Source organism: Hymenobacter gummosus, from assembly GCF_003970915.1.
GTDB classification, from domain to species: Bacteria; Bacteroidota; Bacteroidia; order Cytophagales; family Hymenobacteraceae; genus Solirubrum; species Solirubrum gummosum.
In genome coordinates this window covers 74,720-99,577 of sequence record NZ_RXOF01000011.1, presented here as the reverse complement: position 1 = coordinate 99,577, position 24,858 = coordinate 74,720, and the positions used below count along the sequence as shown (strand labels likewise).

The window sequence follows — 24,858 nt, the reverse complement described above, 5'->3', positions numbered from 1 at the left end:
CGCACGTCAGCACGCAAGATGTCTCACGGGGCTCGGCATGACCGCCTTTTTCAACCGCGCTGCGGCTTAGTCGTGCAGCCCCTTGCCGGCCAGAATCAGCGGCGCGTATTTCTCGATGCGGGCCGTACGGGTTTTGGCCTGCTTGGCCGCCGCGAAATACAGCAGGTAGCCGCGCTGCCGGCCCGGCGTGAGGGCCTGAAAAGCCGCCTGCAGCGCCGGCGTTTCCTGCAGCTTCTGCCGCAGCTCCTCCGGCATAGCAAACTCCGTGGTCGGCTTGTAGGCGACTTTCAGTCCGGCTTTTTCGACCTCGATGGCCTCAAAAAGGTAGGCTTTCAGCACCGGCTCCAGCGCGGCTATTTGCGCCGCGCTGGTAAAGCGAATCTGCCGGCCGCCCTGCACGTTGGCCGTCTGCTGGGTCAGCAGGCCGTGTTCGTCGCTGAGCAGGGCGCCCTTGAAAAAATTCAGCGCGCAATAGTCCTTGAAGGCGTGAATCAGCACCACGTTCTGGCCCTGAAAGGTGTAGCAGGGCACGCCCCACTTCAGCTCTTCCGTCAGGCCGCAGTCGAGCACGAGGCGGCGCAGGGCTTGCAGGCCCGGCTGCCATTTCAGCACGGTGCAATCGGGGGTGCCGCCGAGCGGGCAGCGGCCGCAGCCTTGGGCCAGGTAAGCGTCAACCTGAGGGTTCATGGGGCAAGTGTTATTGGGTAAGGGGGAGCAGCCGCCGGCTGGCGGGGCGGAAGTACCACGAGGCAACGGTCAGGGCCAGCAGCAGCAGGGCGGGCAACGCGGCGGTTACCGGCGCGTGCGCGGCCAGGTGCGAGAAGATGGCGCCCGTCGTGGTGAAGAAGAACCCCGCGTAGGCCCACTCCTTCAGCCGCGGCCAGCGGGGCAGCAGCAGGGCCGCCACGCCCAGGATTTTCCAGGCCCCGAGCAGGGTGAGAAAGTAGACCGGGTAGCCCAGGGCAGTGGCAAAGTCGTCTTCCTGCGCCAGGTGCAGCAGCTGCACCAGCCCGGTCGACAGCATACCCAGGGCCAGCCAGGCGGTGGCCACCCAGTAGATAGCGGTATTGCGCTTCTGCACGGTGCGCTAGGCGAAGGTGGTCATCAGCGCCTGTAGCCGGTTGTGGGCCATGCCCAGGCCCCGGGCAAAGGGCAGCCGCAGCATCTGGTCCCGGTCGGCCACGGAGCGGAACACCGAGCAGATGCGCAGGCGGCTGCGGTCCTCGCTCAGCGGCTCGAACTCCAGTAACTCCAGCTGCAGGCTGAACGGGGCGTGCTCCATCTCAAACGTACGGGTGATTTGGTGGCCGGGCTGGAAGTCGTGGATGACCCCGCCCGCCCGGAAGACCACCTGGCCCTGCGCGTCGGCCGTTTCGTACTGCCAGCTGCCGTGCGCCCGGTTTTCCAGCTTGAGTACCCGGGTGCCCATCCACTGCTCAATGAGGGCAGGCTCGGTGTAGGCCCGAAACAGCAGCGCCACGGGCAGGTCAAACTCGCGGGTGATGAGCAGGTTCTGGGTGCCTGCTACGGCCTCCACGTTGGTTTTGCGTTCCATAATCAGCTTGCTTTCGGGGCTTGGTAGGCTTGCATGAGGCTTTCCAGCTTGTTGAACCGCTCCTCCCACATGGCGCGGAAGGGCTCGATGAAATCGGCTATTTCCTTCATTTTGCCGGGGTTCAGGTGGTAGTGGATTTCCCGGCCGTTCTGCTCCTGCCGCAGCAGCTCGCACTCCGTCAGAATCTGCAGGTGCTTCGAGACGGTGGGCCGGGCCGTGTCGAAGTTGGCGGCTATGGCCCCCGCCGTCATGGCCTGGGAGGCTACCAGCAACAGGATGGCCCGGCGCGTGGGGTCGGCTAGGGCCTGGAAAACGTCGCGGCGTAGATTCATCGTGTAGTCATGTGGCTACAAATATATATGTAGTCATTCGACTACGCAAGTGCGGGGCTGGTTTCTTTTCGCCAGCGCCTTGCCGGGCTGGTCGGAGTACCTGAAATCAGCCTAGGCAGCCAAAACAAACGCCTGCCCGGAGTCCGGACAGGCGTTTTTAGGGTCAGCAAGGGGCGCGGCTACTGCACCAGCAGCTTCACGTACTCCACGCGGCCCCGCAGCTGCACGGCCGCCACGTACACGCCCCGGCGCAGGGTGGTGGGCAAGGGGAAGCGCACCGGCTGCTCGGCCCGGATATCCACTTGCGTACCGGCGTCTACCGGCTGGCCGTGGGCGTCGCGCAGCACGATGCTGGCCGGGCCTTCGTAGTTCGTCACCAGCAGCTGGGCCGTGGCACCGGGCTCCACCGGGTTGGTGATGGTCACGACCGGCTGATCGAGCGTGGGGGAGCTGAGCGCCAGGGTTTCGCCGGTAGCAGCGGCCCGCCAGGCCACCGACTGCGTCGACACGCGCAGGGTGTAGGCGGTGGCGTTGCTGGTGGCGCCGTTGTAGCCGTACACTTTCACGTAGTAAGCGGCGGCCGGGGCACCGTTGTAGGTGATGGTTTCGGCCGTGGTGCCCGAGTTGGTGGAGGAATACAGCAGCGTGCCGCTAGCATTATACAGCTCCAGCTCGTAGTCGAAGGGCAGGTTGGTGAGCGTGACTTTGATATTGTTGTTGGTCGAGGAGCTGGTGAACTTATACCAGTCCACGTCGCCGGCCGGGCAGATGTAGGCCGAGTTGTTCACGTTCACGCCGATGGCTGCGCCCGTAGCCAGCGTGCCGTTGCTTTCGTAGCTGTCGGTGGGGCAGGAGGTGGTAGAGCCGCCGTTGGAGGTCCAGGAGGCCGCGAAGCCCGGGCGGGTGGTGGCGCAGTCACTACGCAGCTCCAGGAACATCTTGCCCGAGGAGGCCGTGAGCGTGCCCGGATTCGCAGTGCCCGAGTACTTGCCGATCAGCGGGGCTTGGTTGTTGGCCCCGTTGTACACCAGCAGGTGGTCGTAGTTGCTTTCCAGGTCGAAGGCGCTGAACGTGAGCGAGACGCTGCTGGCGCCGGTGGGGGCAATGAGCTGGCACTGGCGCACGTCGTCGCCGTAGTTGCCGCTGGCCCCGCCCGAGTCGTACACTGTGCCCGAGGCGGCGCTGAGCGTGGTTACCGTCGGGGCGTTGTTCACCAGCTTGTAGAAGTACTCCCAGTTCCAGTTCACGCCCGGGTCGGTGTGGGTCTGGTTGGGGTAGTGCTGGTGGCCTTTGATCTTGACGCAGCCGCCGGTGCTGAAGGTGCCCGTGGTGGCCGCCCCGTAGAAAGTGCGCAGCCCGCTGATGCCGTAGCCGCTGCCCACGATGTCGCGGGCCAGGGCGGCCGAGCTGCTGTACATGGCCGTGGTGTACCACGAGGCGTCGTCCACGTAGCCCTCGTGCTCGGTGCCGATGGTGTAGGGGTTTTCGGAGCCGATGTGCCAGGCCTTATTGCTTTCGGCCACCATCTGCGTCACCTGCCCGTCGCTCGAGCGCACCACGTAGTGCGCCGACACGCTGGCGGAGCAGTTCTTAAACCACGAGATGCAGCCCGCGTAGGTGCCCTGCACCGTGTGAATGGCGTAGTGCGTGACGGCCACGCCCGAGCGGGAGCTGTAGTTGCAGGTGGTCATATTGGTCAGCGCCGGCCCGTAGTCGGCCGACGTGACCACCGAGTAGGTGGAGCTGCTCGGGTCGAACACCTGTCCGCCGCCCTGCACCCCGCGGCCCGACACCTCGGTGTGGCCGGCGCTGAGCACGCGGTAGTTGCCCGCCCCAAAAAAGGCTGGTAAGTCGAGCTGGTAGTTCGGGAAATGGTACTGCAGCTGGTTTTCGGGCCGCGTCAGGAAGCTCAGTACCCCGTACAGGTGGGCGTCGAGGGCGAAGGTGTTGACGGCGTCGGCGGCCAGCGGCAACTCGCTCAGCGCCACCAGCACGGCGCGGTGCTCGGCGGGGTTGGCGGCCGTCAGGCGCTGCTCGGCGGCCAGGCGGGCGTAGGCGGCCGCGTAGGCCAGGATGTGGCTGCGCGGGTCGGTTTTGATTTGCTCCTCGCTGACTTCGGCCAGGCGGGCCACCGTGCGCAGGTTTTCGCGGAAGTAGCCCTTGCCGTCGGCCACCAGGCCCATCACGCCCACGGGCAGGGGCATGCCGGTGCAGCTGGCCGGCTCCGTGGGTTGGATGTGGCGGATGTGCGTCTGGGTAAAGGCCACGGCCTCCAACACCCCGCGCGGAATAACGGGGTAGCGGCGGTAGGCTTCGGCAAAATCGGCGGCGTAGGGGGTGCTGGCCATGGGGGCCACGCGGGCGGCCGTAGGCGTGGTTTGGGCCTGCACGACGGGGCATAGCCCGAGCAGGCCTACCCAAAGGAGTAGGGGTTTTTTCATGGGGGAACGGTGGTTAGGTGTTTTGGGAATTGGTATGGGTAAAGTACAGCTATGCTGAAATTATTCATGCTGTGGGCGTAAGTTTTTTAACGGTTTGTCAAAATGGGAGGCGGTTCCCGATTTGAGCCCCCGGCTTTGGCGCACAAAAAAGCCCCGCCGGAACGGGCGGGGCTCGAAAGCAGTAAGGCCGCTAATGTGCCCGAAGGCAAAGCCCGTCAGCGGTTGGTTGCCGTCGAATCGGGCAGCAGGCGGAAGTGCGTGGCCACGAACCGTTGGTTGACGACCTGCCCGCGCACCTCGGCCCGGCGAATGGCGTTGCAGAAGCCGTCCTTGGCGTGGGCGTCGCCGTGCCCGTCGATGCTCGTGCCGTCGACAAAGTAGGCCCGCCCGTCGAAGCGCACGGCCAGGTCGCAGTCCTTGCCCGGCAGACCCAGCTGGCACTGCCCGCAGGAGGCCTCCACCACCCGCAGCGGCGGCTGCGCCTGGGTGGCGGCCGGTGCGGGTTTGGACTGGGCCAGGGCCGGCCCCGATAAGGCAACGAGCAGCGGGAGCAGGGCGAGGAGTTTCATGGCTTGTGGGTTTTGAAGCGTCTAAAGATACAGCCGACCGGTGCCCGGCAGCTGCCGGTGCGGCGTGGGCGGAACGAAGCCAGGCTTTGAATAGCTACAGGCTGGCTTTCAGCTTGGCCAGTGCCTGCTCTTGCGTCGTGCCCCAGGCTTCGGCCAGCTCCGCCACGACGTTATCTGCAAAGTGGATTTCAACCGGATTAGCCCCGCCGAACAGCCGCTCGTGCTCTTTAAACGTCGCTATGGCTGTTTCCAGCGGCTCCGCGTCCGTCACTTCGACTTCGCAGTTTTCTATCCCCAAAAACGCCCGGGCAAACTCGCGCACGGCCTCCTGCACCGTCGAGAGGCCGACGCGCTCATCCGGGTGCCAGATATCGGCGAAACGGGGCTTGATGCCGCTGGCGTTGCGCGGCGCGTCGTACGGCACCTCGTAAAAGTCCTCGCTGCCGGGCTCGTCGTAGTAAAACCAGTAGTGGCAAACGGTATCGGCAAGGTAGCGCTGGATGGCCTGGGCAAATTCGCGTTCAGTCGGGTCGGCTTGCAGGTCGGGTAAATGGGCCCGGAGGTAGCGTTTCGCGTTCAGACAAACGCCGCCAATCCGCTGCCCGTTCTCGTGAAATAGCTCCAGGTCCTCCCAGCCCGTTTTGTCGGTCAGGCCATACACGCCCCACCAGAAATCGGCAGAAGTAGTCCGGACAATGATGCGCGCTGATTTCATGCTGTAAAGTATGATCGAAAGTACACTATCAGGCGCCGCGCACCTGCTGCAAAAGCACCAAAACGCCCTACGCCGCCGGGCGGGCCGCAGCGTAGGGCGTTCAGAAACTACGTAGCCAGGGTAGCCGAGGCGGTTACGGGAACTTCGGGTACTTGTCGAAATCGGGCTTGCGCTTCTCCAAAAAGGCGTTTTTGCCCTCCTTGGCTTCTTCGGAGAGGTAGTACAGCAGCGTGGCGTTGCCGGCCAGCTCCTGAATACCGGCCTGCCCATCCAGCTCGGCGTTGAACGAGGATTTGAGCATGCGCAGGGCCAGCGGGCTTTTCTCGCGGATTTTGCGGCACCATTGCAGGGTGGTTTCCTCCAGCTGGTCCAGGGGCACTACCTTGTTCACCAGGCCCATATCGAGGGCTTCCTGGGCGTCGTACTGGTCGCAGAGGTACCAGATTTCGCGGGCTTTCTTCTGGCCCACGATGCGCGCCAGGTAGGAGGCGCCAAAGCCGCCGTCGAAGGAGCCGACCATGGGGCCGGTCTGCCCGAAGCGGGCGTTTTCGGCGGCAATGGTCAGGTCGCAGACCACGTGCAGCACGTGGCCCCCGCCGATGGCCCAGCCGGCCACCATGGCAATGACGGGCTTGGGGATGGAGCGGATGAGCTTCTGCAGGTCGAGCACGTTCAGGCGGGGCACGGTGTCCTCGCCCACGTAGCCGCCGTGGCCGCGCACGCTCTGGTCGCCGCCCGAGCAGAAGGCCCGGCCGCCCTCGCCGGTGAGGATAACCACGCCGATGTCGGTCCGGTCGCGGCAGATGTGCATGGCCTCAATCATTTCCTGCACCGTGAGCGGGGTGAAGGCGTTGTGGACCTGCGGGCGGTTGATGCTGATTTTGGCAATGCCCTCGTGGAAGGAAAACAGAATTTCCTTGAATTCCTTGATGGGCGTCCAGGTGACTTGCTGGGACATGGAGTGGAAGTCGTATGCCCTCTGCGGACCTCAGCGAAACCCTCCGCGAACCTCTGCGAGAAAAACCGTTGGCTGATGTTTCTCGCAGAGGTTCGCGGAGGTTTAACGCAGAGGTTCGCGGAGGCTGTTCAAGAAGAAAAAGACGTGCGCACGGCGGCGCGGTACTGCTCGAAGAAGGCGGCGTTGGTGGCCGAGTCGGTGGTAATTTCCAGCACGGCCGCGCCGCCCTTCGTGGCGGGTGCAAAGAAAGCGGGTAAGACCTTATCCAGCGCCGCAAACGTGCTGGCCGTGAAGTAGCGCAGCCCGAAGTCCTTGGCGGTGTTTTCGGCCGTCAGCGCCTGCCGCGTCTCGAAGAACTCCTCCAGCTCGGGCTGCTGCCGCGGGCCGTCAATCAGCCGGAAGATGCCGCCGGCGTGGTTGTTTATCAGGATAACGCGCAGATTGGGCGTGGGGTAGTTGTGCCAGAACGCGTTCCGGTCGTAGAAAAAGGCCACGTCGCCGGTGAGCAGCACCACGGGCCGCTCGGGCTGGGCCAGGGCCGCGCCCACGGCGGTGGAGTTACAGCCGTCGATGCCGCTGGTGCCGCGGTTGGCGAAGACTTCGGCGGTGGAGCTGGCCGGCAAACCCAGGATGTTGGCGTAGCGCACGGCCATGCTGTTGGCCAGGTGCAGGGCCGCGCCGTTGGGCACCAGCTGCAGCGCCCGGTAGATGGCCGTAAACTCGTTGAACGGCTGCTCCGGCTGCGTCAGAAACTCCCGCACGAAGTCCGTTGCCCAGCCATTGGCCCGTTGCCAAGGCGTGGTAAAGGCGTCTTTGGGCGCAGCGGCTTCGCCGCGCGCGGAGCCGGGGCTTTGCCAGGTCAGGCGGCTGGTTCGTTGTTCGTTGTTCGTTGTTCGTTGTTCGTGGGCAGTACCAGAGACGGAACTCGAACCTGTATTTGCAGAGAGGGGGGGATTCGCAGCCCTGTTCGGCTCTTGGGTATAACTGCCGGTTGTGACTCCGTCCAGCGTCGAAGCTGCATCCGCGACGGGAATCGAACCAGTATCAACAGCTCTAAAACTATTGTTTTCTGTCAGAACCGCCTCGAAAAACGCCGCCGGCTCCATGCGGATGATGCGCGTGAGGGAGCGGAAGGTATCGGCGACGGGGCCGGCGGGCTGCACGTGCCAGTGCTGGGTGGCGGGGTACTCGCGCAGGTAGTTTTTCAGCGCCTTGGAAATCAGCGACTGGCCGTAGGTGATAAGCAGCTCCGGGCGCAGGGCCTCGCGCAGGCCCGGCTCGGGCACCACCATAAACACGTCCTGCCGGCCCAGCGGGGCCGTGCGGGCCGCGTCGTAGTCGGGGCCGACGGGCTGGTGCACGTTGGCAATCAGGTCGCCGACGACCGGGGCCTGGTAGGCGGCCGAGAAGCGGCGCAGGGCCAGCAGCAGCGGCTCGTCGTGGGGGTGCTGGCCGGCCACCACCAGCACCCGCGGCGTCTGGCGCAGCTGCCGGCGCAGCACGTCCAGCTCACCGGCGGGCAGTTGGGGCGCTCCAGTTAACTCGCGGCTGATGCGCACCTGCTCATAGCGGATTTCCTCGCCGGCCTTGGGGTAAAACGGTTCCCGCAGCGGCACGTTCACCTGCACCGGGCCGGCCGGAAATTCCTGACTGATGTTGATGGCCTCGTTGACCAGCCGCGTGGCCTGCCAGCGGGCGTCGGCGTGCGAAAAGTCCACGGGCAGTTCGAAGGCGGCTTTGGCGTGGCGGCCGTAGAGGTTGGGCTGGCGGATGGTCTGCCCGTCGAGCTGGTCAATCCACTCCGGCGGGCGGTCGGCGGTGAAAACCACCAGCGGAATCTGCTGGAAAAACGCCTCGGCCACGGCCGGCGCGTAGTTCAGCCCGGCCGTGCCCGAGGTGCACACCAGCGCCACCGGCCGCCGCTGCGCCTGCGCCAGTCCCAGCCCGATAAAGGCGGCGGCCCGTTCGTCGGGCACCACGCGCACCCGCAAGTCGGGGTGGCGGGCAAAGGCAATGGTGAGCGGGGCCGAGCGGGAGCCCGGCGACAACACCACGTCGGTGATGCCGTGCTGGGCGCAGATTTCGGGGATGTTGTGGATGGGCTGCAGCAGCTGGGACATAGGCGGGGCAAAGGTAACGGCTGCGACCGGCCGAGGCCACTGCCGCCACAGTGCGGCCCGGGCAGGCAGCCGCGCCAGCCCTGTTACGCAGCGACGCGGGTTGAGTGACGGTGCGAGCAGGCAGCCGTAGCAAACTCCGGTTGCGGAATCAGTTAAGGGGAAACGCACCGCAGCTCGGGTTGACAAGCCCGAAGAGGCTACTGCCCGCGCGAAACCGACTACTAGGCATGCAAAACCGACTACTGGACATGCGAAACCAACTACTGGACATGCAGAACGGACTACTGGACATGCAAAACGAACTACTGGACATGCGAAACCAACTAATGGACATGCAAAACGAACTACTAGGCATGTAGCACGGACTACTAGGCATGTAGCACGGGCTACTGGCCGCGCGAAACCGCCTACTGGTCTGGCGAAACCAACTGCTGTCCATGCAAGATGAACTACTGACCCGGCGTAGCGCAATACGGCCCCCAGCCGCGGAGCTGGAGTTAGCGGGCCTACAGCCGCAGAGCGGTGCCATATTGGTAGAAACTGCGCTCCAAAAGCAGAAAAGAGCTGCAGCGCAGCGGCATAGGTACAGGAACTGCGTGAACGACAAACGTGGTTCAACATCAGCAATACCATGCCGCTGCGCTGCAGCTCAGCGGTTCTTGCGGAGCGGTGGGGCTACCAACATAGCGCCGCTCCGCGGCTGTGGAGCCGCCCTGGGCATGCGCTACAGCCGCCGGAAACGGCCACTTTACAGCGTCACCACCACTTTACCCTGAGTGCGGCCGGTTTCTACCAGCCCGAGCGCCGCGGGTAGCTCGGCGAAGGGCCGCGTAGCCGAGACGTGGGCCCGCAGGCGGCCGTCGGCCAGGCGCGCGGCCAGCTCCTGCATCTGCCGGCCGCTGGATTCGACCAGGAAAGCCGCCGTCGTGGCCCCGCGCTCCTCGGCCTGCGCCGTGGCTTCGGGCGTCATGCCCAGGATGCTTACCAGCTGGCCGCCGGGCTTCAGCACGGAAGCCGAGCGGACGAGGTTGGGGCCGCCGACGGTATCGAGCACCACGTCGACGGGCGCGGTGGCCTGCTCGAAGGGCCCGGCCTGGTAGTCCACGTGCTCGTCGGCGCCGAGGCTGAGCACGAAGTCGCGCTTGGCGGCCGAAGAGGTGCCAATGACGTAGGCGCCGCGCTCCTTGGCCAGCTGCACGGCAAAGTGGCCCACGCCGCCGGCCGCCGCGTGCACCAGCACGCGCTGCCCGGCCTGCACCGGTGCTTTATCGACGAAGGCCTGCCAGGCGGTGAGGGCCGCCAGCGTAGCCGCGGCGGCTTCCTCGTGGCTGATAGTGGCGGGCTTGTGGGCCAAATGGGCCGCCGGGGCGGTGACGTACTCGGCGTAGGCGCGGCCGTGGCCGGGGAAGTTGACCATGCCGAACACCTCGTCGCCGACCTGGAAATCGGCCACATCAGCGCCCACGGCCGTGACCACGCCCGATACGTCCCAGCCCGGAATCAGCGGCTGCTCGTCCTTGAGGCGGCCGTACACGCCCTTGCCCTGGGTCGTTTTCACGTCGACGGGGTTCAGGCTGATGGCTTTGACCTGCACGATGACTTCGCCGGCCGCGGCGGTAGGCGTGGGCAGGTCGGTGAGCTGCAGGGCGTCGGCGCCGGTGGTGCCGCTGAGGATGAAAGCTTGCATAAAGCGGAAAATCGTTGTGGGTTTGGAACGGGGCAAAGGTGGAGTACGGCCGGCGCGGGCCTGTGGTACGGATCGGGGATAATGCGGTACGGGCCGGGGTAAACCGGGCCGTACGCCGCCTTTCTTCGCGCGAAGCCGCTACTATTGCCCCGCAAACCGCTCCAGAAACCCCGATTCGTGCAAGCGCAGCCGGTCCGAGACCTGTTACGTGTCACCTGTCACCCATGAAACCCCATGCAAGAGCACGTGCAATCGGCGCCCGCCCCGTTTGAGCTGGCCCTGGAAGAAACCGCGCAGTGGACGCAGCGGCCCCACCGCCACAATTTCTTTGAGCTGGTCTTCGTGGAGGAGGGCCAAGGGCAGCAGTGCATCAACTACCAGCAGTTCGCCTACGGGCCGGGCAGCGTGTTTCTGCTTCCGCCGCTGGATTGCCATTCCTTCCAGATCGAGCTGCCCACGCGCTTCGTGTTTCTGCGCTTTACCAACCAGGTCTTCGCTCCCGGCAGCGGCGGCGGACTCGATTTCAAGGCCTGGTTTCAGAAGCTGAGCTACATCCTGATCAACTACAACCGCGTGCCCGGCGACGTGGTGGCCGCCCGCGACAAAGAGCACCTCTGGCACTGCCTGCAGCTCATCCGCCAGGAGCACGCCCGCCCCGACGCGCACTCGGCCCCGCTCATCCAGACCACGCTGATGACCATGCTCGGCCTGCTCACCCGCCACATCGAAGCCCGGCTGGTGGCGCCCGCCGCCAGCCCGCGCAGCCGCCGCTTCCTCGACGTGCTCAACCGCATCCAGCTCCACCTCTTCGATGGTCCCGAGGCGCTGAGCGTGGCCGCCCTGGCCGCATACGCCGGCATGGCGCCCTCGTACTTCGGCGAGTATTTCCGCCGCCACGCGGGCGAGTCCCTGCAGGCCTACATCACCAAGTCGCGCCTGAAAGTGGCCGAGGCCCGCCTGCTGCACTCCGACAACTCGGCCAAGGAAATTGCCTTCGAGCTGGGCTTCACCGACACCAGCCACCTCTCGCGCACCTTCCGCAAGTACTACGGCTGCACCATCCAAGAATTCCGCCAGCGCGGCCGGCCCCGCCTGCTCAGCGGCAGCAGCGCCTGCGCCACGGCGGCGTGAGCGGTTCGGGTGGGTGTCATTGCGAGGAGGCACGACATTCCGCGCATCAAGCGGCGTCAATCCTTCCTCTCGCGGCAGAAGCGGCCCAACTGGCACCAACTAAAACCGGCCCCGCCCGAAATCCTGCGTCTGCAGTTGCGGGAGGGGCCGGTTTTAGGTCAGTAGGGATTGTCTCGGCGGTGCTACTGGAGGAAGGATTGACGCCGCTTGATGCGCGGAATGTCCTGCGTCCTCGCAATGACAGCGGGATGAACCGCTATTCATCCAGCACCGAGCCCACGGTGCGCAGCTTCATTTCCGTTTCCTGCCACTCCTTCGTGGGCTCCGATTCCTCGGTGAGGCCGGTGCCAGCGTAGAGCAGGGCTTCGGTGGGGCGCAGCTGCATGCAGCGCAGGTTCACGAACAGGCGCGAAGTGCCGGGCGCGGGCAGGTTCACCGGGCCCAGGAAGCCGCTGTAGTAGGTCCGGTCGTAGCCCTCGTGGCGCTGCAGAAACTGCAGGGCCGCCTCGCGAGGCATGCCGCCCACGGCCGAGGTGGGGTGCAGCAGCCGCAGCATATCGGTGGCAAAGGAGGGGGAGGTGACGCGCCGCAGATCCACCCGGAACTCGGTGCGCAGGTGCAGCAGATTGCCCGCCTGCACGGTTTTGGGGCCGGTTTCGTCGTAGTCGCGGATGCGCAGCTGCTTGAAGCAGCCCACCACGTAGCGCCCCACCAGGGCCTGCTCCTCGATGTCCTTCTGCCGCCACATGGCCGAGTTGGCCGTGATGTCGGGGGTGAGGGGCTGGGTGCCGGCCAGGGCCATGGTCCGAAACTCGGTGCCGTCGGTTTCCACCAGCACCTCGGGCGTGGCGCCCAGCCAGGTGCCCGCCTGCGGGGCGCTGACCAAACTCACGAAAGCCCGCGGGTGCTGCCGGCACAGCGCGTCGAAGGCCCGCAGCGTGTCGAAGCCCGGAGGTAGGGGGCGCCGCGCCGCCCGGCTCGATACCACCTTGGTCATCTGCCCGGCGCGGATGGCGGCCACGGCCCGGGCCACCAGGCTTTCGTACTCGGCGCGGTCGGCGGTGGCGGGCAGGGGCTGGGGGCTCACGTGCCAGGCCAGCTCCGTGGGCTCGTCGGTTTCGTGGATGACGCGCTGCACGGCGGCCACGGCCTCGGGCGGCAGCGCGTGCGAGAGGCTGAGCTGCCGCCCGGCCGAAAAGTCCAGCACCACGTCGGCCGGCAGCAGCATGGCCTCGGCCGTGTCGCCGTCTTGGAAGGGGTAAAAGGCAAAGCCCGCTGGGGCCTGGGGCTCCAGGCTGGGCGGCAGGCCCGACAGGTGCAGGGGCCGGAGGCTCAGCAGCAGCACCGGCGCCGGGGCGTGGGGCAGGCGCCACAGGGCCACCGAGCCCTCGTGGCGCAGCGCCAGGGCCACCAGACGGCGCACCACGGCCGAGGGCGCCGCTTCCGTCGAAGACTGACTGGCTACGCTCACGCCGGCAGCTTTTTGGCCGGCAGGTCGATAACGGCCATGGTAATGCGGCTGATGCAGATCAGCGCGTCGGTTTCCTCGTGGCGGATGCGGATTTCCCAGATCTGGGTGGTGCGGCCCAGGTGCAGCGCCTCGGCCCGGCCCACCACGTAGCCCGAACGCACGCTCTTGATGTGGTTGGCGTTGATTTCCAGGCCCACGCAGGCCTGCTGGGTGCGGTCGACCTGCAGCACCGCCCCGATGCTGCCCAGCGTTTCGGCCAGCACCACCGAAGCTCCGCCGTGCAGCAGGCCCATGGGCTGGTGGGTGCGGTGGTCCACCGGCATGCGGCCCTCGATGGCCCGCTCCTCGACGGCGGTAATTTCAATGCCCAGATGTTCGCCCATGGTATTGCGCGACCAGGCGTTCAGCTCGGCGACGGTGGGCAGGGTGGGGGAGGCGGGTAACATAAAGCGGAGCAGCGCAAAAAGGTGGGTCGACGGAATTGGGGGCGCTAAAGTGCTACTTTTGGCCCCCGGGTTCAACAAAACTACGCCCCGAAACCGCGTGGTCAAGAAAATCTACCTTATTCGCCACGGCCAGACGTACTTCAACGTGCGCGGCATCGTGCAGGGCAGCGGCGTCGACGCGCCCCTCAACGACGTGGGCCAGCAGCAGGCCCGGCAGTTTCACGCCGCCTACCACGGCGTGCCCTTCGACCGCGTGCACATTTCCACCCTAATGCGCACCCAGCAGTCGATTCAGCCCTTTCTGGACGCCGGCCTGCCCCACGAAAAGCACCGCGCCCTCGACGAAATCAGCTGGGGCCACCGCGAAGGCACGCGCATCACGCCCGAAGAGGACATCGAGTACCACGGCCTGCTGCGGGCCTGGCAGCGCGGCGAGACGCACCTGGCCCTGCGCGGCGGCGAGAGTCCGGAAGAGGTAGCGGCCCGGCAGCGCCCTTTTATCGACGAGGTGCTGCGCGGCCGGCCCGAGGAGGAAAACGTGCTGGTGTGCATGCACGGCCGGGCCATGCGGGTGCTGCTCTGCCAGCTGCTCAACTACCCGCTGAGCCGCATGGACCACTTCGAGCACCGCAACCTGTGCCTGTACAAGGTGCACTACACCGGCTCCATGTTCAGTATCCGCAACTACATGGATACCGGGCATTTGGGGTAAAGCAATGAGTGGACGGCAGCTGATTCGCGGGTTGGGCTGTATGCTGACGGGGTGCGTCGCCGCCTGCGGAGTGCCGGATGCGCACGACCAAGCCGCGGCTGAGTCGCCAGCTGGCCGACCAGTTGATACCCTCAGCTATGCGGCTACGACCAAGCCACGCGCAGATAATCAAATCATCGACCCCAGCCTGTTGCAGTGTTACTCTGTGCGTTTGCCAGACGACGCTCCCGTTCCGCCTTTAACGCTGCACCGCCACTTCACCGGGCTGCTGCTGGTGGCGGTGAAGGTGGATACTGCTCGTCGGCAACTCACGCATTTTCGCCTGCAGGCAGCTGTGCTCCACCCGGCCAATAAAGACACCCCGATTCGGGTGCTGTTCGGGGCCGAAAAGCCAGTGCCGGATTCATTGGCGAGCTTGCTGCCGCTGTTAGAACAGCACATCAGAAAGTTACGGCCAAAGGTGGTTGTGGCCAGTAAAGGCCAGTTGAAGGCCGAACGAAATATCTGCGAAATGCACGCCGAATGGATTTTCCCCATTCGCGTCCGTTGAGCAGTCGGCTTACGTACTAAGCCCTCACTTTCACGGCGCCAATGCCGCAAATGCACTGAAATCGTTTGCGGAAATTCGGGTTTGTACCCCCAAAAAATCCGGTCTATTTTTGGCCCTCTGAACTCAATTGACGACTTGCAATGGCCGAAATCATAAAAATGCCCAAAATGAGCGACACGATGACCGAAGGCGTCATCGCCGCGTGGCTCAAAAAAGTGGGCGACAAGGTAAAGTCCGGTGATATCCTGGCCGAAGTGGAAACCGACAAGGCAACCATGGAGCTGGAGAACTACGAGGACGGCACCCTGCTCTACATCGGTCCGAAAGAGAAGGAATCCGTGCCGGTGGATGGCGTGCTGGCCATCGTCGGCAAAGACGGCGAAGATATTTCCGGCCTGCTAAGCCAGGTGCAGGGCGGTGGCGCCGCTCCGGCCGCCGCCGGGGCCCCCAAGGCTGAGGAAGCGGCTCCGGCTCCGAAGGCCGAAGCCGCCCCCGCCCCGGCCGCCGAAGCCCCCAAGGCGGAAGCTGCCCCCGCTCCGGCAGCACCCGCTGCGGCCCCGGCCGGCAACGGCAAGAAGGCCACTGTGGTGCGCATGCCCAAGATGAGCGACACCATGACCGAGGGCGTCATTGCCGCCTGGCTCAAGAAAGTGGGTGACAAAGTGAAGTCCGGTGACGTGCTGGCCGAGGTGGAAACCGACAAGGCCACGATGGAGCTGGAAAACTACGAGGACGGCACCCTGCTCTACATCGGCGCCAAAGACGGTGAGTCGGTGCCGGTCGACGGCGTGCTGGCCGTTATCGGTGAGGAAGGCGCCGACGTGCAGGCCCTGATCGGGGGGCAGTCGGGTGGCGCTGCGCCGGCTCCGGCCGCGGAGGCTCCCAAGGCTGAGGCTGCTCCGGCCGCCGAAGCTCCCAAAGCCGAAGCTGCGCCGGCGGCTAACGCGGCCGTGGCGGCTCCCGCTGCTCAGCCCGCTACGGCTTCGGCCGGGGGGCGCATCTTCGCCTCGCCGCTGGCCAAGCGCATTGCCCAGGACAAAGGCATCGACCTTGGCGCCGTTCGCGGCTCGGGTGAGAACGGCCGCATTGTGTCGCGCGACCTGGAAAACGCCCAGCCCGGCGCCCCGGCCCAGGCCGCTCCGGCCGCGCAGCCGGCCGCCGCGCCCCAGGCCGCTCCGGCCGCCGAAGCCCCGAAAGCTGCCGCTCCGCAGGCCGCCCCGGCCGCACCCGCCGCTGCCGAAGGCACTTACACCGACTCGCCGGTGTCGCAGATGCGCAAGGTTATTGCCCGCCGCCTCTCCGAAAGCCTGTTCACGGCCCCGCACTTCTACCTGACCATGGAAATTGCCATGGACAAGGCCATCGAAGCCCGCGTGCGGCTCAACGAACTGTCGCCGGTGAAGCTGTCGTTCAACGACATGGTTATCAAGGCCGCCGCCGTGGCCCTGAAGCAGCACCCGGCCGTCAACTCCTCCTGGCTGGGCGACAAAATCCGCGTCAACAAGGTGTACAACATCGGCGTGGCCGTGGCCGTGGATGAAGGCCTGCTGGTGCCGGTGATTCGCAACGCCGACCAGAAGGGCCTCTCGGCCATTGCCACCGAGGTGAAAGAGCTGGCCGGCAAGGCCAAGAGCAAGAAGCTGCAGCCCTCGGAGTGGGAAGGCAGCACCTTCACCATCTCCAACCTGGGCATGTTCGGCATCGACGAGTTCACGGCCATCATCAACCCCCCGGATGCCTGCATCCTGGCCGTGGGCGGCATCAAGCAGACCCCGGTGGTGCGCAACGGCCAGATCGAGGTCGGCAACATCATGAAGGTGACGCTGTCGTGCGACCACCGCGTGGTGGACGGCGCCACCGGCGCGGCCTTCCTGCAGACGCTCAAAGGCCTGCTCGAAGACCCGATGCGTATGCTGATCTGAGCCTGATGATGGTCACGCCAACGCAAACGGCCCGTTCTGCACGGCAGAACGGGCCGTTTGCGTCCGGGCCGGGGTTTGCCTAAAACACCCGGTAGTAAATCGGGCCGGTGACTTTGCGGTACGCCACCAGTCCGGCATCTTTGGCGTACCAGAACGTCTGCAGGGTGTTGGGCAGCACGGACACCACTGCCTGGGCCGAGAACGTACCCCGCACCACGCGGGAGTGGGTGCGCCCGTTGATCAGCGTGTCTTTGGTCAGCGAATGAGTAGCGCGGTTAATCGAGCCGCTATTATTATACAACTGCTCCGTGTCGGTGGATAGCCCCACGCCGTCTGGGGAGCCGGGGCGCAGAGGCGAAAACAACACATTAGCTGAGCTGAAACCCGTCACTAAGCCGGCATCGGCATCTGTCTGGCTTTGGAAGGTGAGGGTGATGTTGTGATGAGTGATGGTGCCGAAGCCCCGACCGCGGCTGCTGGTCGATTCGGAGTTTTTCTGCGTCACCACCAGCGTTTCGATAGCACCCATGCCATCGGCGCGGAAGGTGAGCCGTTCCCCATCGGACTGCCGCAGCCACTCACGGGCGCTGGCCGTTACGGTTTGGGATTTGTTGCAGCCGGCTAAAAGCAAGCTGGCCAGCGGGAAGGCCAACACGCATAGTTTCATAGTAAGCGGGAAGGGGACAGGGACAGAAAGCCCAAAAGTAGGAACAAATGAACTAGCTATTTCCAGCTTAGGCCGGCTGCCGTACGGGCTGCCAGCAAGGGCCGGCGCACCGAAAGGTGATTTCGCCCGCCGCAACCGGGGCAGCTGACCTTCTGAAGTGCCGTTGCCAGGAGCAAAGGTTGGTCGGGCGGCGATTTTTTCTTTTGGCCTAGTAGCTTTGCGGCCCGGTTGCCCCTAGCGGCGCCGCTGCTGACTTATGACCAGAATCCGCTCCACGACGGTGCTCGGCATCCGCCACAACGGCCAGGTGGCCGTGGGCGCCGACGGCCAGGCTACCATGGACAAGCACGTGGCCAAAAACAACGTGCGCAAAATCCGCCAACTGCACGGCGGCAAGGTCGTCACGGGCTTTGCCGGCTCCACCGCCGACGCGTTCAGCCTGCTGGAGCGCTTCGAGGAAAAGCTCGGGCAGTTCGGCCAGAACCTGAAGCGCGCCGCCATCGAGCTGGCCAAGGACTGGCGCAAGGACCAGTACCTGCGCAAGCTCGAAGCCATGATGGTGGTGGCCGACAAGGACGAGCTGCTCATCATTGCCGGCTCGGGCGACGTGCTGGAGCCCGACTCCGACGTGGCCGCCGTGGGCTCGGGCGCCATGTTTGCCCAGGCCGCCGCCCTGGCCCTCAAGAAGCACGCCCCGCACCTCACGGCCCGGCAGATGGTGGAAGAAGCCCTGCACATTGCGGCTGATATCTGCATCTACACCAACCACAACCTCATCATCGAGGAGCCGAGCTAAGCCCCGCCGCTAGCATGACCGAAGACCTCATCTACTACAACTCCCGCTGGCGCTATGCCCTGCTCACGCTGAGTGGGGTGGCGTTTGTAGTAATGGGCATCTGGCTGATAGTCCAAACCGGCAACTGGGCTATGGGCCTGGTCACCGTGCTCTTCTTCGGGGCCTGCGCGGCCGTGGGCGTCCGGCAGTTCTTCGATGCCCGGCCGCGCCTGCAAATCTCGGACAAAGGCATCCTGGACCGCACCCTGGGCGTCGGGCTCATTTCCTGGGCCGACATCAGCGGGGCCTACCTAAACGCCGTGAACCAAGAGTACTTCGTGTGCCTGCACCTGCGCAACGAGCCCATTTACCTGAGCCGTTTGTCGCCGCTGAAACGCAAGCTGGCCGGGGCCAATGCCGCGCTGGGCTTTACGCCCCTGTCGATTAACCTGAGCGGCGTGGACCTTAATCCGGAGCAACTGCTAGAGTACATCCTCAAGCAAAGTGCCCTGGCCCAGCTCCCCGGCCGCGAAATAAGCTGAATCCTTTTCCGTTTCACCGCCCCTTTTTGGTGAGCAACCCAGCCGCAATGGGACGCTATTCGGAATCTTCGATATAGCCCGCCCGTATTGAACGATTCCCGGCTCCCCTTTGATTTGTCTCTCGCAAACCCACTTCATTCCGAACTTCCTTCGATGAACGTAACCAACTTCCTCAAGCACCACTACCGCCACTTCAACGCCGCCGCCCTGATCGACGCGGCTGAGGGCTACAATAAACACCTGGCCGACGGCGGCAAGATGATGATTACCCTGGCCGGCGCCATGAGCACCGCCGAAATGGGCATTCAGCTGGCCGAGCTGATCCGGCAGGACAAAGTGCAGATCATCAGCTGCACCGGTGCCAACCTGGAAGAGGACATCTTCAACCTCGTCGCCCACGACTTCTACGAGCGGGTGCCCAACTACCGCGACCTGACGCCCGCCGACGAGCAGGCCCTGCTGGAGCGCCACATGAACCGCGTCACCGATACCTGCATTCCGGAAGAGGAGGCCATGCGCCGCCTGGAGCACTCGGTGCTCAAGTTCTGGGAAAAGGCCGACCAGGCCGGCGAGCGGTACTTCCCCCACGAGTTCTTCTACCAGATCCTCAAGTCGGGCGAGCTGGAGCAGTACTACCAGATCGACCCCAAGGACAGCTGGATGCTGGCCGCCGCCGAGAAAAACCTGCCCATCATCTGCCCGGGCTGGGAAGACTCCACGCTGGGCAACATCTTCGCCGGCCACGTCATTTCGGGCGACATCAAGAACGTGCACACGGTGCGCACCGGCATCGAGTACATGATCTTCCTGGCCGAGTGGTACACCAAGCAGGCCACCGACGAAAGCACGGTGGGCTTCTTCCAGATTGGCGGCGGCATTGCCGGCGACTTCCCGATCTGCGTGGTGCCCATGCTGCACCAGGATCTGCAGCGCACCAACGTGCCGCTGTGGGGCTACTTCTGCCAGATTTCGGACTCGACGACCTCCTACGGCTCGTACTCCGGCGCCGTGCCCAATGAGAAAATCACCTGGGGCAAGCTGGGCCAGGACACGCCCAAGTACATCATCGAATCGGACGCGACCATCGTGGCCCCGCTGATTTTCGCGATGGTGCTGGGCCAGTAGGCGGCCGACGGACTCTGGCTGGCTCTGACTGGCGCCGGTTTAGCCGCCGCAGGCGGCGTAACCGGTGCCCGGCATAAAGCAGGTTTTCAACCTGCGTCGAGCAGCCAGCCACACCCCGGTAGTCGGTCAGGCTACCATCAACAAACGCCCGCCACAGAGCTTCTGCGGCGGGCGTTTTGGCTGGTGCGGCGGGCTTAGCCTCGCGAACGGCTGGGCACGATCAGCAAACCTAATTCCAGCGTTTCGGGCTGCTCGTCCAAGGTCTGCGGGTTGATGCTCCAGAGGCCGGCCATTTCCATCACGTCGTCCTCGTCGCCCAGCCAGCTCAGCTCATCTTCGGGGAAGTCAAATCCCTCTTCCGCGTATTGCTGTTTACGGTCGGCTATGTACCGTAATTCCAGGTCAGCTAGTGGGCCTTGGTTGAGCCGGGTCACGCCGTCAGCAGTGCTGAACAGTCGGGTGGGCACGCCACCGACAAACCGTCCCCAGGCGCCATAACCGGCAACCCGATGATTGCCGAAAAACTGAACCTCCCCAAACCGGCGGCTGAGGGCACTTAGAAATGCCTGAGTTTGGGGTTCGGTTAAGTCGACCATCACCAAGGGGTTGATGACAAGCGTCCACGGCCCGATGGCGGGGCTGATAAATGTGTCGCCTTGTGCTAGCCCCTCCTGCCAGTTGGCGGCGTATACCTGCCCTTGGCGCACGTTCACATCGTGCAGCAGCTCAAACGGGTCGGCATCTTTGACGGCCAGCCAGGTTTGCTTGTACCCAAATGCTTCGGGTTTGGAAGGCAGTCTGTCGGACTGAAACATGGGTTGAATTAGTGGCCGGCTAAGCTACTTCCCCCCAAACCACTTCGCATCATACAGCGCCTGCACGGCTTCCGGCTCGTCGATGTGGAGGCGGAGCTGCTCCAGCAGGCCGAGTTTCAGCTGGCGGGCGGCGGCTTTGCGCAGCTTCTTTTCCTGCTTCGAGTCGTCCTGCACCAGGCCTTTGCTTTCGCCCTGGGTGCCGCGGGCGGCTTTGAAGGCCGTGTTTAGCTGGGCGGCGCGGTCGGCCAGGGGCTTGCCCAGCGCGGCTTGGTATTTCTGGGTGAGGCTGGCGGTGCGCTCCAGCAGGGTGGGCAGCGTCAGCAGGGTAGCGCTGCTGTATTCCTTGCGGCCTTTGGGCAGCAGCTCGGCCAGGGCCTGGGCGTTGGGGCTTTTGCGCTTGAACTGGTACTCCGCGTCGACCAGCAGCTCGTCCTTGGCAAACTTCTTAAAGTCGGCCAGCAGCTGCTCCACCGTATCGGTATTGCCGAGGCGGGTGCCCACCTGCTCGCTCTGCGCGGCCAGCAGGGCGGCGTAGGCGTCGTGGTGGGGCTGCAGGGCCGCAATCAGGGCGTCGTAGCGGCCGTCTTTGTTTTGGGCAATGAGGCGGCTGAGGTGGCCTTCCATCAGCTCGCGGAAATCTTCGCGGCTGAGGGCAGGGGAAAGGAACGGATTCTTGAGAAATGGAAGAAACATAAGCGGATGGGAATGAGATGAAAGCCCGGCAATATATCGGCCTAAATCCCTGGCTCCAAGCCCCATATTGGGAAAACGAAAGATGCCGTCACAAACCTTTGTGACGGCATCTTTCGCCCGAAACCCTGCTTCGTAAACCTTTACGACGGCATCTTTCGCCTGTGATCCTGTCTCGTAAACGTTTACGGGACCGTCCTGCGCCCGAAACCCAGCCTCGTAAACGTTTACGACGGCATCTTTCGCCCGAAAGCCAGCCTCGTAAACCTTTGTGACGGCAGCTTTCGGATGCAAACCGGCCTGGGCCGCTAACCAACTCAAGTTGCGGAGTGCTGGCGCCGTCTGCGTGTAGCGCGAAGCTCTGCTTCGCGTATTCAGCACGGTTGTCGTTGACAGACAAATAACGATGGTCGTTCCACGAGTCGTTCGGAATACGCGAAGCAGAGCTTCGCGCTACGACGCAGGCGCTCCGCAGCTTGAGGTAGCTAGGGCCGGTAGACGACGAACGTGAAGTCGGCCTCGGCCAGGTTGTTGGGCGCGTTGAGGTTGCTGATGTGCACTTCCCCCCGGCCGTTGGTCTGGCCGTTGGCCGTGGCCACGAACTGGGCGTTGGCCTGGCCCGGCACGCCCCAGCGGCACGTCACCTGGCACACGGCGTTGGTCAGGTCCACGGTGTTCAGGTTGCTGATGGTAATGACGTACACCCCGTAGTTGGCCAGGGTCTGCGTGACGGTGAAGTTGCCGGTGCCGCCCAGGATATTGCCGGTGCGGCCGACGCGGCCGTACGCCACGGGCAGCAGGTTGGCGGTGCCGGTGGCCGTGGTGTTGACTTCCTCCACCCGTGAGCTGCCCTGTACCACCAGGGCCGCGTCGGTGGTGCTGCTGGCCTGCCGGATTTCGACCACCGCGCCCGAGCTGGTGCCCGTTTTGGTAAACAACCCGGCCCGGCCGCTGCCGGAGCTGTTGCCCTCGATGCCCACGGCCCCGCTGCTGCCCTGCCCGAACACCCCTTGGCCGGCGCTGCCCGTGGCCGTGCCGTACACGCCGAGGCCGTTGGTGCCGGTGCTGGCCCCGCGCACCGCGATGAGCGCCGAGCCCAGCACCCCCACGCCCGTCGCGGCCGAGTTGGTACCCACCACGCCTGCCACGCCGCTGCCGCTGCTGTTCGCCGCGCCCTGCACACCCGCATTGCTGCTGCTGCTGCCGTACACGCCCACGCCGCTGGTGCTGCCCCCGATGACGCCGTAGCTGTTGGTGGCCGTGCCGGCCACGCCGTAGCCCCCGGTGCCCGAGGCCACGCCGCGCACTCCGTAGCCGCCCACCGTCAGCCCGATGACGCCGCTGCCCACCCCGGTACTGGTTTTGTCCTGGCCCAGCACCCCGGCCGCGTTGCCGCCGCCGCTGGTCACCACGCCCTCCACGCCGCTGCCCTCGGTGCCGGCCGTTTTCACCCCGCGGATGGCGGCCTGCACGCTGGCGTTGCTGTTGACGGCCCGCAGCGCCGGCCGCGGCCCCGCGGTGCTCACGTACACGGCCGTCGAGTCGTTGCTGGTGCCGGCCAGGGTCAGCTCGGCGGCGCGGCCGGTCTACCCGCTGGTTTTGGCCGCTTGCAGGGCCGGCCCGCTGTTGCTGCTGCCGCTCAGGCCCGGCCCGCTGCTCCCCTGGCCCAGCACCCCGGTTTCACCGCTACCGATGACGCCGTAGGTGTTGGTGCCGGCGGCCGAGCCGTACAGGCCCGCGCTGCTGCTGGCCGAGGTGTTGCCGCGCACACCGAAGCCGCCGCTGCTCGTGGCCAAGCCGTACACGCCCGAGCCGGTGCTGCTGCTGCCGAACACGCCGATGCCGGCGTTCGGAGCGGAGCCGCGCACGGCAGTACCGCCGTTGGTATGGCTCACGTCGAGGGCCGGGGTGGCCGACGAGCCGCCGAAGCTGCCGCTGAAGGGCAGGGTGAGGCCGCTGCCAGCGCTGGCGTCGAGAAACACCCAGCCGCCCGAGCCGCCGTAGTACCAGAAGCCCGTCTGGGCCCCGCCCGAGGCGGTGCCGTCGGTCTGGTACACCAGCAGGTCCTGGGGTACGGCCGTGAGGGCCGTGCGCTGGGCGGCCGTCAGGCGCGGAATGAGCAGGCCCTTATCGGTGGCGCGGATATCGAGGGCCGCTTTGGCGTCGGGCGTGGTGGTGCCGATGCCCACCTGAGCGCGGGCCGCCAGCGGCAGCAGGACCAGCAGGGCGGGGGCGAGTAGCAGTTTGTTCATGGCCGGGGCGAAGAGGTGCAGGAGTGGCCGGCAAGTTGTTGACTATCCGGTGAGTTAGACTTGCGCGTGGGTCGCACGGGCATGCGCGGAGGTTGCACGGCGGCCTGCCGCGCCCCCGCCGGCCGCTGCAGCTTCCGCGGCCAGCCGTTGGAATCACGCCGGCCGCGGAAGGTTACGAGAGCTTGCCGCTCCACAAGTGCTGCCGGTAGGCGGGCCACCGCCGGTGAATTTCGGCCAGCAGCTGCCGGCCCCCAACTGTGACGGTGCCCTCGTGCGAGAAGTACAGGACGAAGTCAAAGGTGTCGTTGGTGTACAGGTATTCCTGCCCGTCGTAGCCCCAGCAGGCCGCCTCCTGGTCCGGCCGGCCCACGGCGCCGCCCTCCCGGACTTCAATCAGCTCCCCGGGATAAAGCCGCTGGATAACCGGCCCCAGGTCTTTCAGCAACTGGTCGAAAGCCTGGGCGGAATAGATTTCCGTATCGGGCACCTGGCCGGCGCCAATGATAGGCACCCAGCCGAAGGGAATAGCGCAGCCCCAGCGGGCGTTCAACGCCAGAATAACGAGGTCCTGATCCATGTTTTGGGGCTTGGTGTACCCGCCGCGCCGGCCGCTACTTATAGCAATGAAGCTATTTAGGAAGCCTGGTTAGTAGAAAACGCTCAGGATGACACGTCCTAAACAACTTCAATGAAAGCTGATCGAACTGCGGCCCGGCGGGAAGTTAGAAGGAGCTGCCCACGCGGCGGCCGTGCCGCAGCAGGCGGTAATTGTCGTAGGACCAGCGCTGGGGCCGGCCGGCTGAGTCGGTGAGGAAGGCCTGGAAATCAAGGCGCACCACCGAATCGGCGCGGATGGGCAGGGCCAGGGTGTGCGGCGTCTGGCAGGCGGCAAAGCGCAGCCGCCCGGCCGGGTTGGCGGGGCCGGGTTTGGGGGAGTTGGCCCCGGCCGGGCGGTAAAACCGGGCGGCCGTGCGGCAGGTGCCGGCCAGCAGCAGGCTGTCGTGGCGGTTGTAGAGGCGGTAGCGCACCGAGTCGAGGGTGGCGTAGGCCCGCGGCGTGCTGAAGCTGAAGGCCAGGCCGTAGCCCCGGGTAGCGTACGACACGAACACGAAGGGCAAGGTAGCCAGGTGCGGACGGCGGCGCAGCTCCACCGCGGCGGCGGGGCGCGGCGGGCGGCTTGTGGCGTCCGCCGCGCCCCGCCAGTCCACCTCGGTCTTCACGACCAGGCAGCCCGTCAGGGCCGGGGCCAGGATCAGAGCCGGGGCGGCGCGCAGTCGTAAGTGGGCGAGAGTACGCATAGCCGCGGCAATATCGGTCGGGCATCGATAGCCGGGCGGAAGCGGGACCGAAACGAGGCGGGCGCCAGGGAAACTGACCGCGCTG

The 24,858-nt window shown here is 65.4% G+C and carries 26 protein-coding genes; 7 read left to right on the top strand and 19 right to left on the bottom strand.

What is annotated here, in order from left to right:
- Nucleotides 1-66: 66 nt before the first annotated feature.
- The 10 genes from EJV47_RS18050 to EJV47_RS18000 all read right to left on the bottom strand — a co-directional run bounded on the left by EJV47_RS18050 (nt 67) and on the right by EJV47_RS18000 (nt 10,377).
- Nucleotides 67-687, bottom strand: coding sequence for a YdeI/OmpD-associated family protein (locus EJV47_RS18050; protein ID WP_126694579.1), 621 nt, complete (start codon nt 685-687; stop codon nt 67-69).
- Nucleotides 688-697: 10 nt separating this feature from the next.
- The gene (locus EJV47_RS18045) at nt 698-1,081 is read right to left on the bottom strand and encodes a DoxX family protein (protein WP_126694578.1); all 384 of its coding nucleotides are present in this window, start codon (nt 1,079-1,081) and stop codon (nt 698-700) included.
- Between the two features lie 6 nt (nt 1,082-1,087).
- Nucleotides 1,088-1,555 carry an SRPBCC family protein gene (locus EJV47_RS18040; RefSeq protein ID WP_126694577.1) on the bottom strand — a complete coding sequence of 156 codons (468 nt, stop codon included), beginning with the start codon at nt 1,553-1,555 and terminating at the stop codon, nt 1,088-1,090.
- Between the two features lie 2 nt (nt 1,556-1,557).
- Nucleotides 1,558-1,887: an ArsR/SmtB family transcription factor gene (locus EJV47_RS18035; RefSeq protein WP_126694576.1), complete on the bottom strand. Its 330-nt coding sequence runs from the start codon at nt 1,885-1,887 to the stop codon at nt 1,558-1,560.
- Between the two features lie 179 nt (nt 1,888-2,066).
- A complete protein-coding gene (locus EJV47_RS18030; RefSeq protein WP_126694575.1) occupies nt 2,067-4,328 on the bottom strand; it encodes an N-acetylmuramoyl-L-alanine amidase in 2,262 nt (753 codons plus the stop codon).
- Nucleotides 4,329-4,543: 215 nt separating this feature from the next.
- Nucleotides 4,544-4,897, bottom strand: coding sequence for a DUF6370 family protein (locus EJV47_RS18025; protein WP_207895923.1), 354 nt, complete (start codon nt 4,895-4,897; stop codon nt 4,544-4,546).
- 94 nt (nt 4,898-4,991) lie between these two features.
- Entirely contained in the window at nt 4,992-5,558 is a 567-nt protein-coding gene (locus tag EJV47_RS18020) for a hypothetical protein (protein WP_126694574.1), read from the bottom strand.
- Between the two features lie 187 nt (nt 5,559-5,745).
- Nucleotides 5,746-6,570, bottom strand: a complete 825-nt coding sequence (menB, locus tag EJV47_RS18015; RefSeq protein ID WP_126694573.1) for a 1,4-dihydroxy-2-naphthoyl-CoA synthase — start codon at nt 6,568-6,570, stop codon at nt 5,746-5,748.
- A 128-nt stretch (nt 6,571-6,698) separates the two neighbouring features.
- On the bottom strand, nt 6,699-8,690 hold the full coding sequence (menD, locus tag EJV47_RS28705) for a 2-succinyl-5-enolpyruvyl-6-hydroxy-3-cyclohexene-1-carboxylic-acid synthase (RefSeq protein WP_243651210.1): 1,992 nt from the start codon (nt 8,688-8,690) through the stop codon (nt 6,699-6,701).
- Between the two features lie 748 nt (nt 8,691-9,438).
- A complete protein-coding gene (locus tag EJV47_RS18000) occupies nt 9,439-10,377 on the bottom strand; it encodes an NADP-dependent oxidoreductase (RefSeq protein ID WP_126694572.1) in 939 nt (312 codons plus the stop codon).
- 234 nt (nt 10,378-10,611) lie between these two features.
- On the opposite strand from EJV47_RS18000, the gene EJV47_RS17995 reads away from it, so the two are divergent.
- Nucleotides 10,612-11,508, top strand: a complete 897-nt coding sequence (locus tag EJV47_RS17995) for an AraC family transcriptional regulator (protein ID WP_126694571.1) — start codon at nt 10,612-10,614, stop codon at nt 11,506-11,508.
- 256 nt (nt 11,509-11,764) lie between these two features.
- On the opposite strand, the gene EJV47_RS17990 is transcribed toward EJV47_RS17995, so the two are convergent.
- Entirely contained in the window at nt 11,765-12,979 is a 1,215-nt protein-coding gene (locus tag EJV47_RS17990; protein WP_126694570.1) for a chorismate-binding protein, read from the bottom strand.
- Entirely contained in the window at nt 12,976-13,425 is a 450-nt protein-coding gene (locus EJV47_RS17985) for a hotdog fold thioesterase (RefSeq protein ID WP_126694569.1), read from the bottom strand. Before EJV47_RS17985 ends, EJV47_RS17990 begins: the two co-directional genes overlap by 4 nt.
- Before the next feature lie 97 nt (nt 13,426-13,522).
- Here EJV47_RS17985 and EJV47_RS17980 point away from each other — a divergent pair, with 97 nt between their 5' ends.
- From EJV47_RS17980 to EJV47_RS17970, 3 genes are all read left to right on the top strand, one after another.
- Nucleotides 13,523-14,137, top strand: a complete 615-nt coding sequence (locus EJV47_RS17980; RefSeq protein WP_243651209.1) for a histidine phosphatase family protein — start codon at nt 13,523-13,525, stop codon at nt 14,135-14,137.
- A gap of 211 nt (nt 14,138-14,348) precedes the next feature.
- Entirely contained in the window at nt 14,349-14,687 is a 339-nt protein-coding gene (locus EJV47_RS17975; protein WP_126694567.1) for a hypothetical protein, read from the top strand.
- A 140-nt stretch (nt 14,688-14,827) separates the two neighbouring features.
- Nucleotides 14,828-16,609 (top strand): pyruvate dehydrogenase complex dihydrolipoamide acetyltransferase, encoded by a 1,782-nt coding sequence (locus EJV47_RS17970; RefSeq protein ID WP_126694566.1) that lies wholly within the window; start codon nt 14,828-14,830, stop codon nt 16,607-16,609.
- Nucleotides 16,610-16,688: 79 nt separating this feature from the next.
- Here the strand turns inward: EJV47_RS17970 and EJV47_RS17965 are convergent, their stop codons facing one another.
- The gene (locus tag EJV47_RS17965; RefSeq protein ID WP_126694565.1) at nt 16,689-17,276 is read right to left on the bottom strand and encodes a hypothetical protein; all 588 of its coding nucleotides are present in this window, start codon (nt 17,274-17,276) and stop codon (nt 16,689-16,691) included.
- A 256-nt stretch (nt 17,277-17,532) separates the two neighbouring features.
- Here EJV47_RS17965 and hslV point away from each other — a divergent pair, with 256 nt between their 5' ends.
- From hslV to EJV47_RS17950, 3 genes are all read left to right on the top strand, one after another.
- Nucleotides 17,533-18,072, top strand: a complete 540-nt coding sequence (gene hslV, locus EJV47_RS17960) for an ATP-dependent protease subunit HslV (RefSeq protein WP_126694564.1) — start codon at nt 17,533-17,535, stop codon at nt 18,070-18,072.
- Between the two features lie 14 nt (nt 18,073-18,086).
- On the top strand, nt 18,087-18,593 hold the full coding sequence (locus tag EJV47_RS17955; RefSeq protein WP_126694563.1) for an STM3941 family protein: 507 nt from the start codon (nt 18,087-18,089) through the stop codon (nt 18,591-18,593).
- Between the two features lie 153 nt (nt 18,594-18,746).
- A complete protein-coding gene (locus tag EJV47_RS17950) occupies nt 18,747-19,718 on the top strand; it encodes a deoxyhypusine synthase family protein (protein WP_126694562.1) in 972 nt (323 codons plus the stop codon).
- 194 nt (nt 19,719-19,912) lie between these two features.
- Here the strand turns inward: EJV47_RS17950 and EJV47_RS17945 are convergent, their stop codons facing one another.
- The 6 genes from EJV47_RS17945 to EJV47_RS17920 all read right to left on the bottom strand — a co-directional run bounded on the left by EJV47_RS17945 (nt 19,913) and on the right by EJV47_RS17920 (nt 24,773).
- A complete protein-coding gene (locus EJV47_RS17945) occupies nt 19,913-20,533 on the bottom strand; it encodes a hypothetical protein (RefSeq protein WP_126694561.1) in 621 nt (206 codons plus the stop codon).
- Between the two features lie 24 nt (nt 20,534-20,557).
- Entirely contained in the window at nt 20,558-21,226 is a 669-nt protein-coding gene (locus EJV47_RS17940; RefSeq protein WP_126694560.1) for a hypothetical protein, read from the bottom strand.
- Between the two features lie 482 nt (nt 21,227-21,708).
- Nucleotides 21,709-22,755 carry a hypothetical protein gene (locus tag EJV47_RS17935; protein WP_126694559.1) on the bottom strand — a complete coding sequence of 349 codons (1,047 nt, stop codon included), beginning with the start codon at nt 22,753-22,755 and terminating at the stop codon, nt 21,709-21,711.
- A 54-nt stretch (nt 22,756-22,809) separates the two neighbouring features.
- Nucleotides 22,810-23,475, bottom strand: a complete 666-nt coding sequence (locus tag EJV47_RS17930; RefSeq protein WP_126694558.1) for a hypothetical protein — start codon at nt 23,473-23,475, stop codon at nt 22,810-22,812.
- A gap of 172 nt (nt 23,476-23,647) precedes the next feature.
- A complete protein-coding gene (locus tag EJV47_RS17925) occupies nt 23,648-24,052 on the bottom strand; it encodes a hypothetical protein (protein WP_126694557.1) in 405 nt (134 codons plus the stop codon).
- A 145-nt stretch (nt 24,053-24,197) separates the two neighbouring features.
- Nucleotides 24,198-24,773: a hypothetical protein gene (locus EJV47_RS17920; protein ID WP_126694556.1), complete on the bottom strand. Its 576-nt coding sequence runs from the start codon at nt 24,771-24,773 to the stop codon at nt 24,198-24,200.
- Nucleotides 24,774-24,858 lie beyond the last annotated feature (85 nt).

Excerpts from the sequence above, each read along its gene's own strand:
- EJV47_RS18050 (WP_126694579.1), bottom strand. The coding sequence starts at position 687 with ATGAACCCTCAGGTTGACGCTTACCTGGCCCAAGGCTGCGGCCGCTGC.
- EJV47_RS18040 (WP_126694577.1), bottom strand. The coding sequence starts at position 1,555 with ATGGAACGCAAAACCAACGTGGAGGCCGTAGCAGGCACCCAGAACCTG.
- EJV47_RS18035 (WP_126694576.1), bottom strand. The coding sequence starts at position 1,887 with ATGAATCTACGCCGCGACGTTTTCCAGGCCCTAGCCGACCCCACGCGC.
- EJV47_RS18030 (WP_126694575.1), bottom strand. The coding sequence starts at position 4,328 with ATGAAAAAACCCCTACTCCTTTGGGTAGGCCTGCTCGGGCTATGCCCC.
- EJV47_RS18025 (WP_207895923.1), bottom strand. The coding sequence starts at position 4,897 with ATGAAACTCCTCGCCCTGCTCCCGCTGCTCGTTGCCTTATCGGGGCCG.
- menB (WP_126694573.1), bottom strand. The coding sequence starts at position 6,570 with ATGTCCCAGCAAGTCACCTGGACGCCCATCAAGGAATTCAAGGAAATT.
- menD (WP_243651210.1), bottom strand. The coding sequence starts at position 8,690 with ATGTCCCAGCTGCTGCAGCCCATCCACAACATCCCCGAAATCTGCGCC.
- EJV47_RS18000 (WP_126694572.1), bottom strand. The coding sequence starts at position 10,377 with ATGCAAGCTTTCATCCTCAGCGGCACCACCGGCGCCGACGCCCTGCAG.
- EJV47_RS17995 (WP_126694571.1), top strand. The coding sequence starts at position 10,612 with ATGCAAGAGCACGTGCAATCGGCGCCCGCCCCGTTTGAGCTGGCCCTG.
- EJV47_RS17985 (WP_126694569.1), bottom strand. The coding sequence starts at position 13,425 with ATGTTACCCGCCTCCCCCACCCTGCCCACCGTCGCCGAGCTGAACGCC.
- EJV47_RS17970 (WP_126694566.1), top strand. The coding sequence starts at position 14,828 with ATGGCCGAAATCATAAAAATGCCCAAAATGAGCGACACGATGACCGAA.
- EJV47_RS17965 (WP_126694565.1), bottom strand. The coding sequence starts at position 17,276 with ATGAAACTATGCGTGTTGGCCTTCCCGCTGGCCAGCTTGCTTTTAGCC.
- hslV (WP_126694564.1), top strand. The coding sequence starts at position 17,533 with ATGACCAGAATCCGCTCCACGACGGTGCTCGGCATCCGCCACAACGGC.
- EJV47_RS17955 (WP_126694563.1), top strand. The coding sequence starts at position 18,087 with ATGACCGAAGACCTCATCTACTACAACTCCCGCTGGCGCTATGCCCTG.
- EJV47_RS17950 (WP_126694562.1), top strand. The coding sequence starts at position 18,747 with ATGAACGTAACCAACTTCCTCAAGCACCACTACCGCCACTTCAACGCC.
- EJV47_RS17945 (WP_126694561.1), bottom strand. The coding sequence starts at position 20,533 with ATGTTTCAGTCCGACAGACTGCCTTCCAAACCCGAAGCATTTGGGTAC.
- EJV47_RS17940 (WP_126694560.1), bottom strand. The coding sequence starts at position 21,226 with ATGTTTCTTCCATTTCTCAAGAATCCGTTCCTTTCCCCTGCCCTCAGC.
- EJV47_RS17930 (WP_126694558.1), bottom strand. The coding sequence starts at position 23,475 with ATGAACAAACTGCTACTCGCCCCCGCCCTGCTGGTCCTGCTGCCGCTG.
- EJV47_RS17925 (WP_126694557.1), bottom strand. The coding sequence starts at position 24,052 with ATGGATCAGGACCTCGTTATTCTGGCGTTGAACGCCCGCTGGGGCTGC.
- EJV47_RS17920 (WP_126694556.1), bottom strand. The coding sequence starts at position 24,773 with ATGCGTACTCTCGCCCACTTACGACTGCGCGCCGCCCCGGCTCTGATC.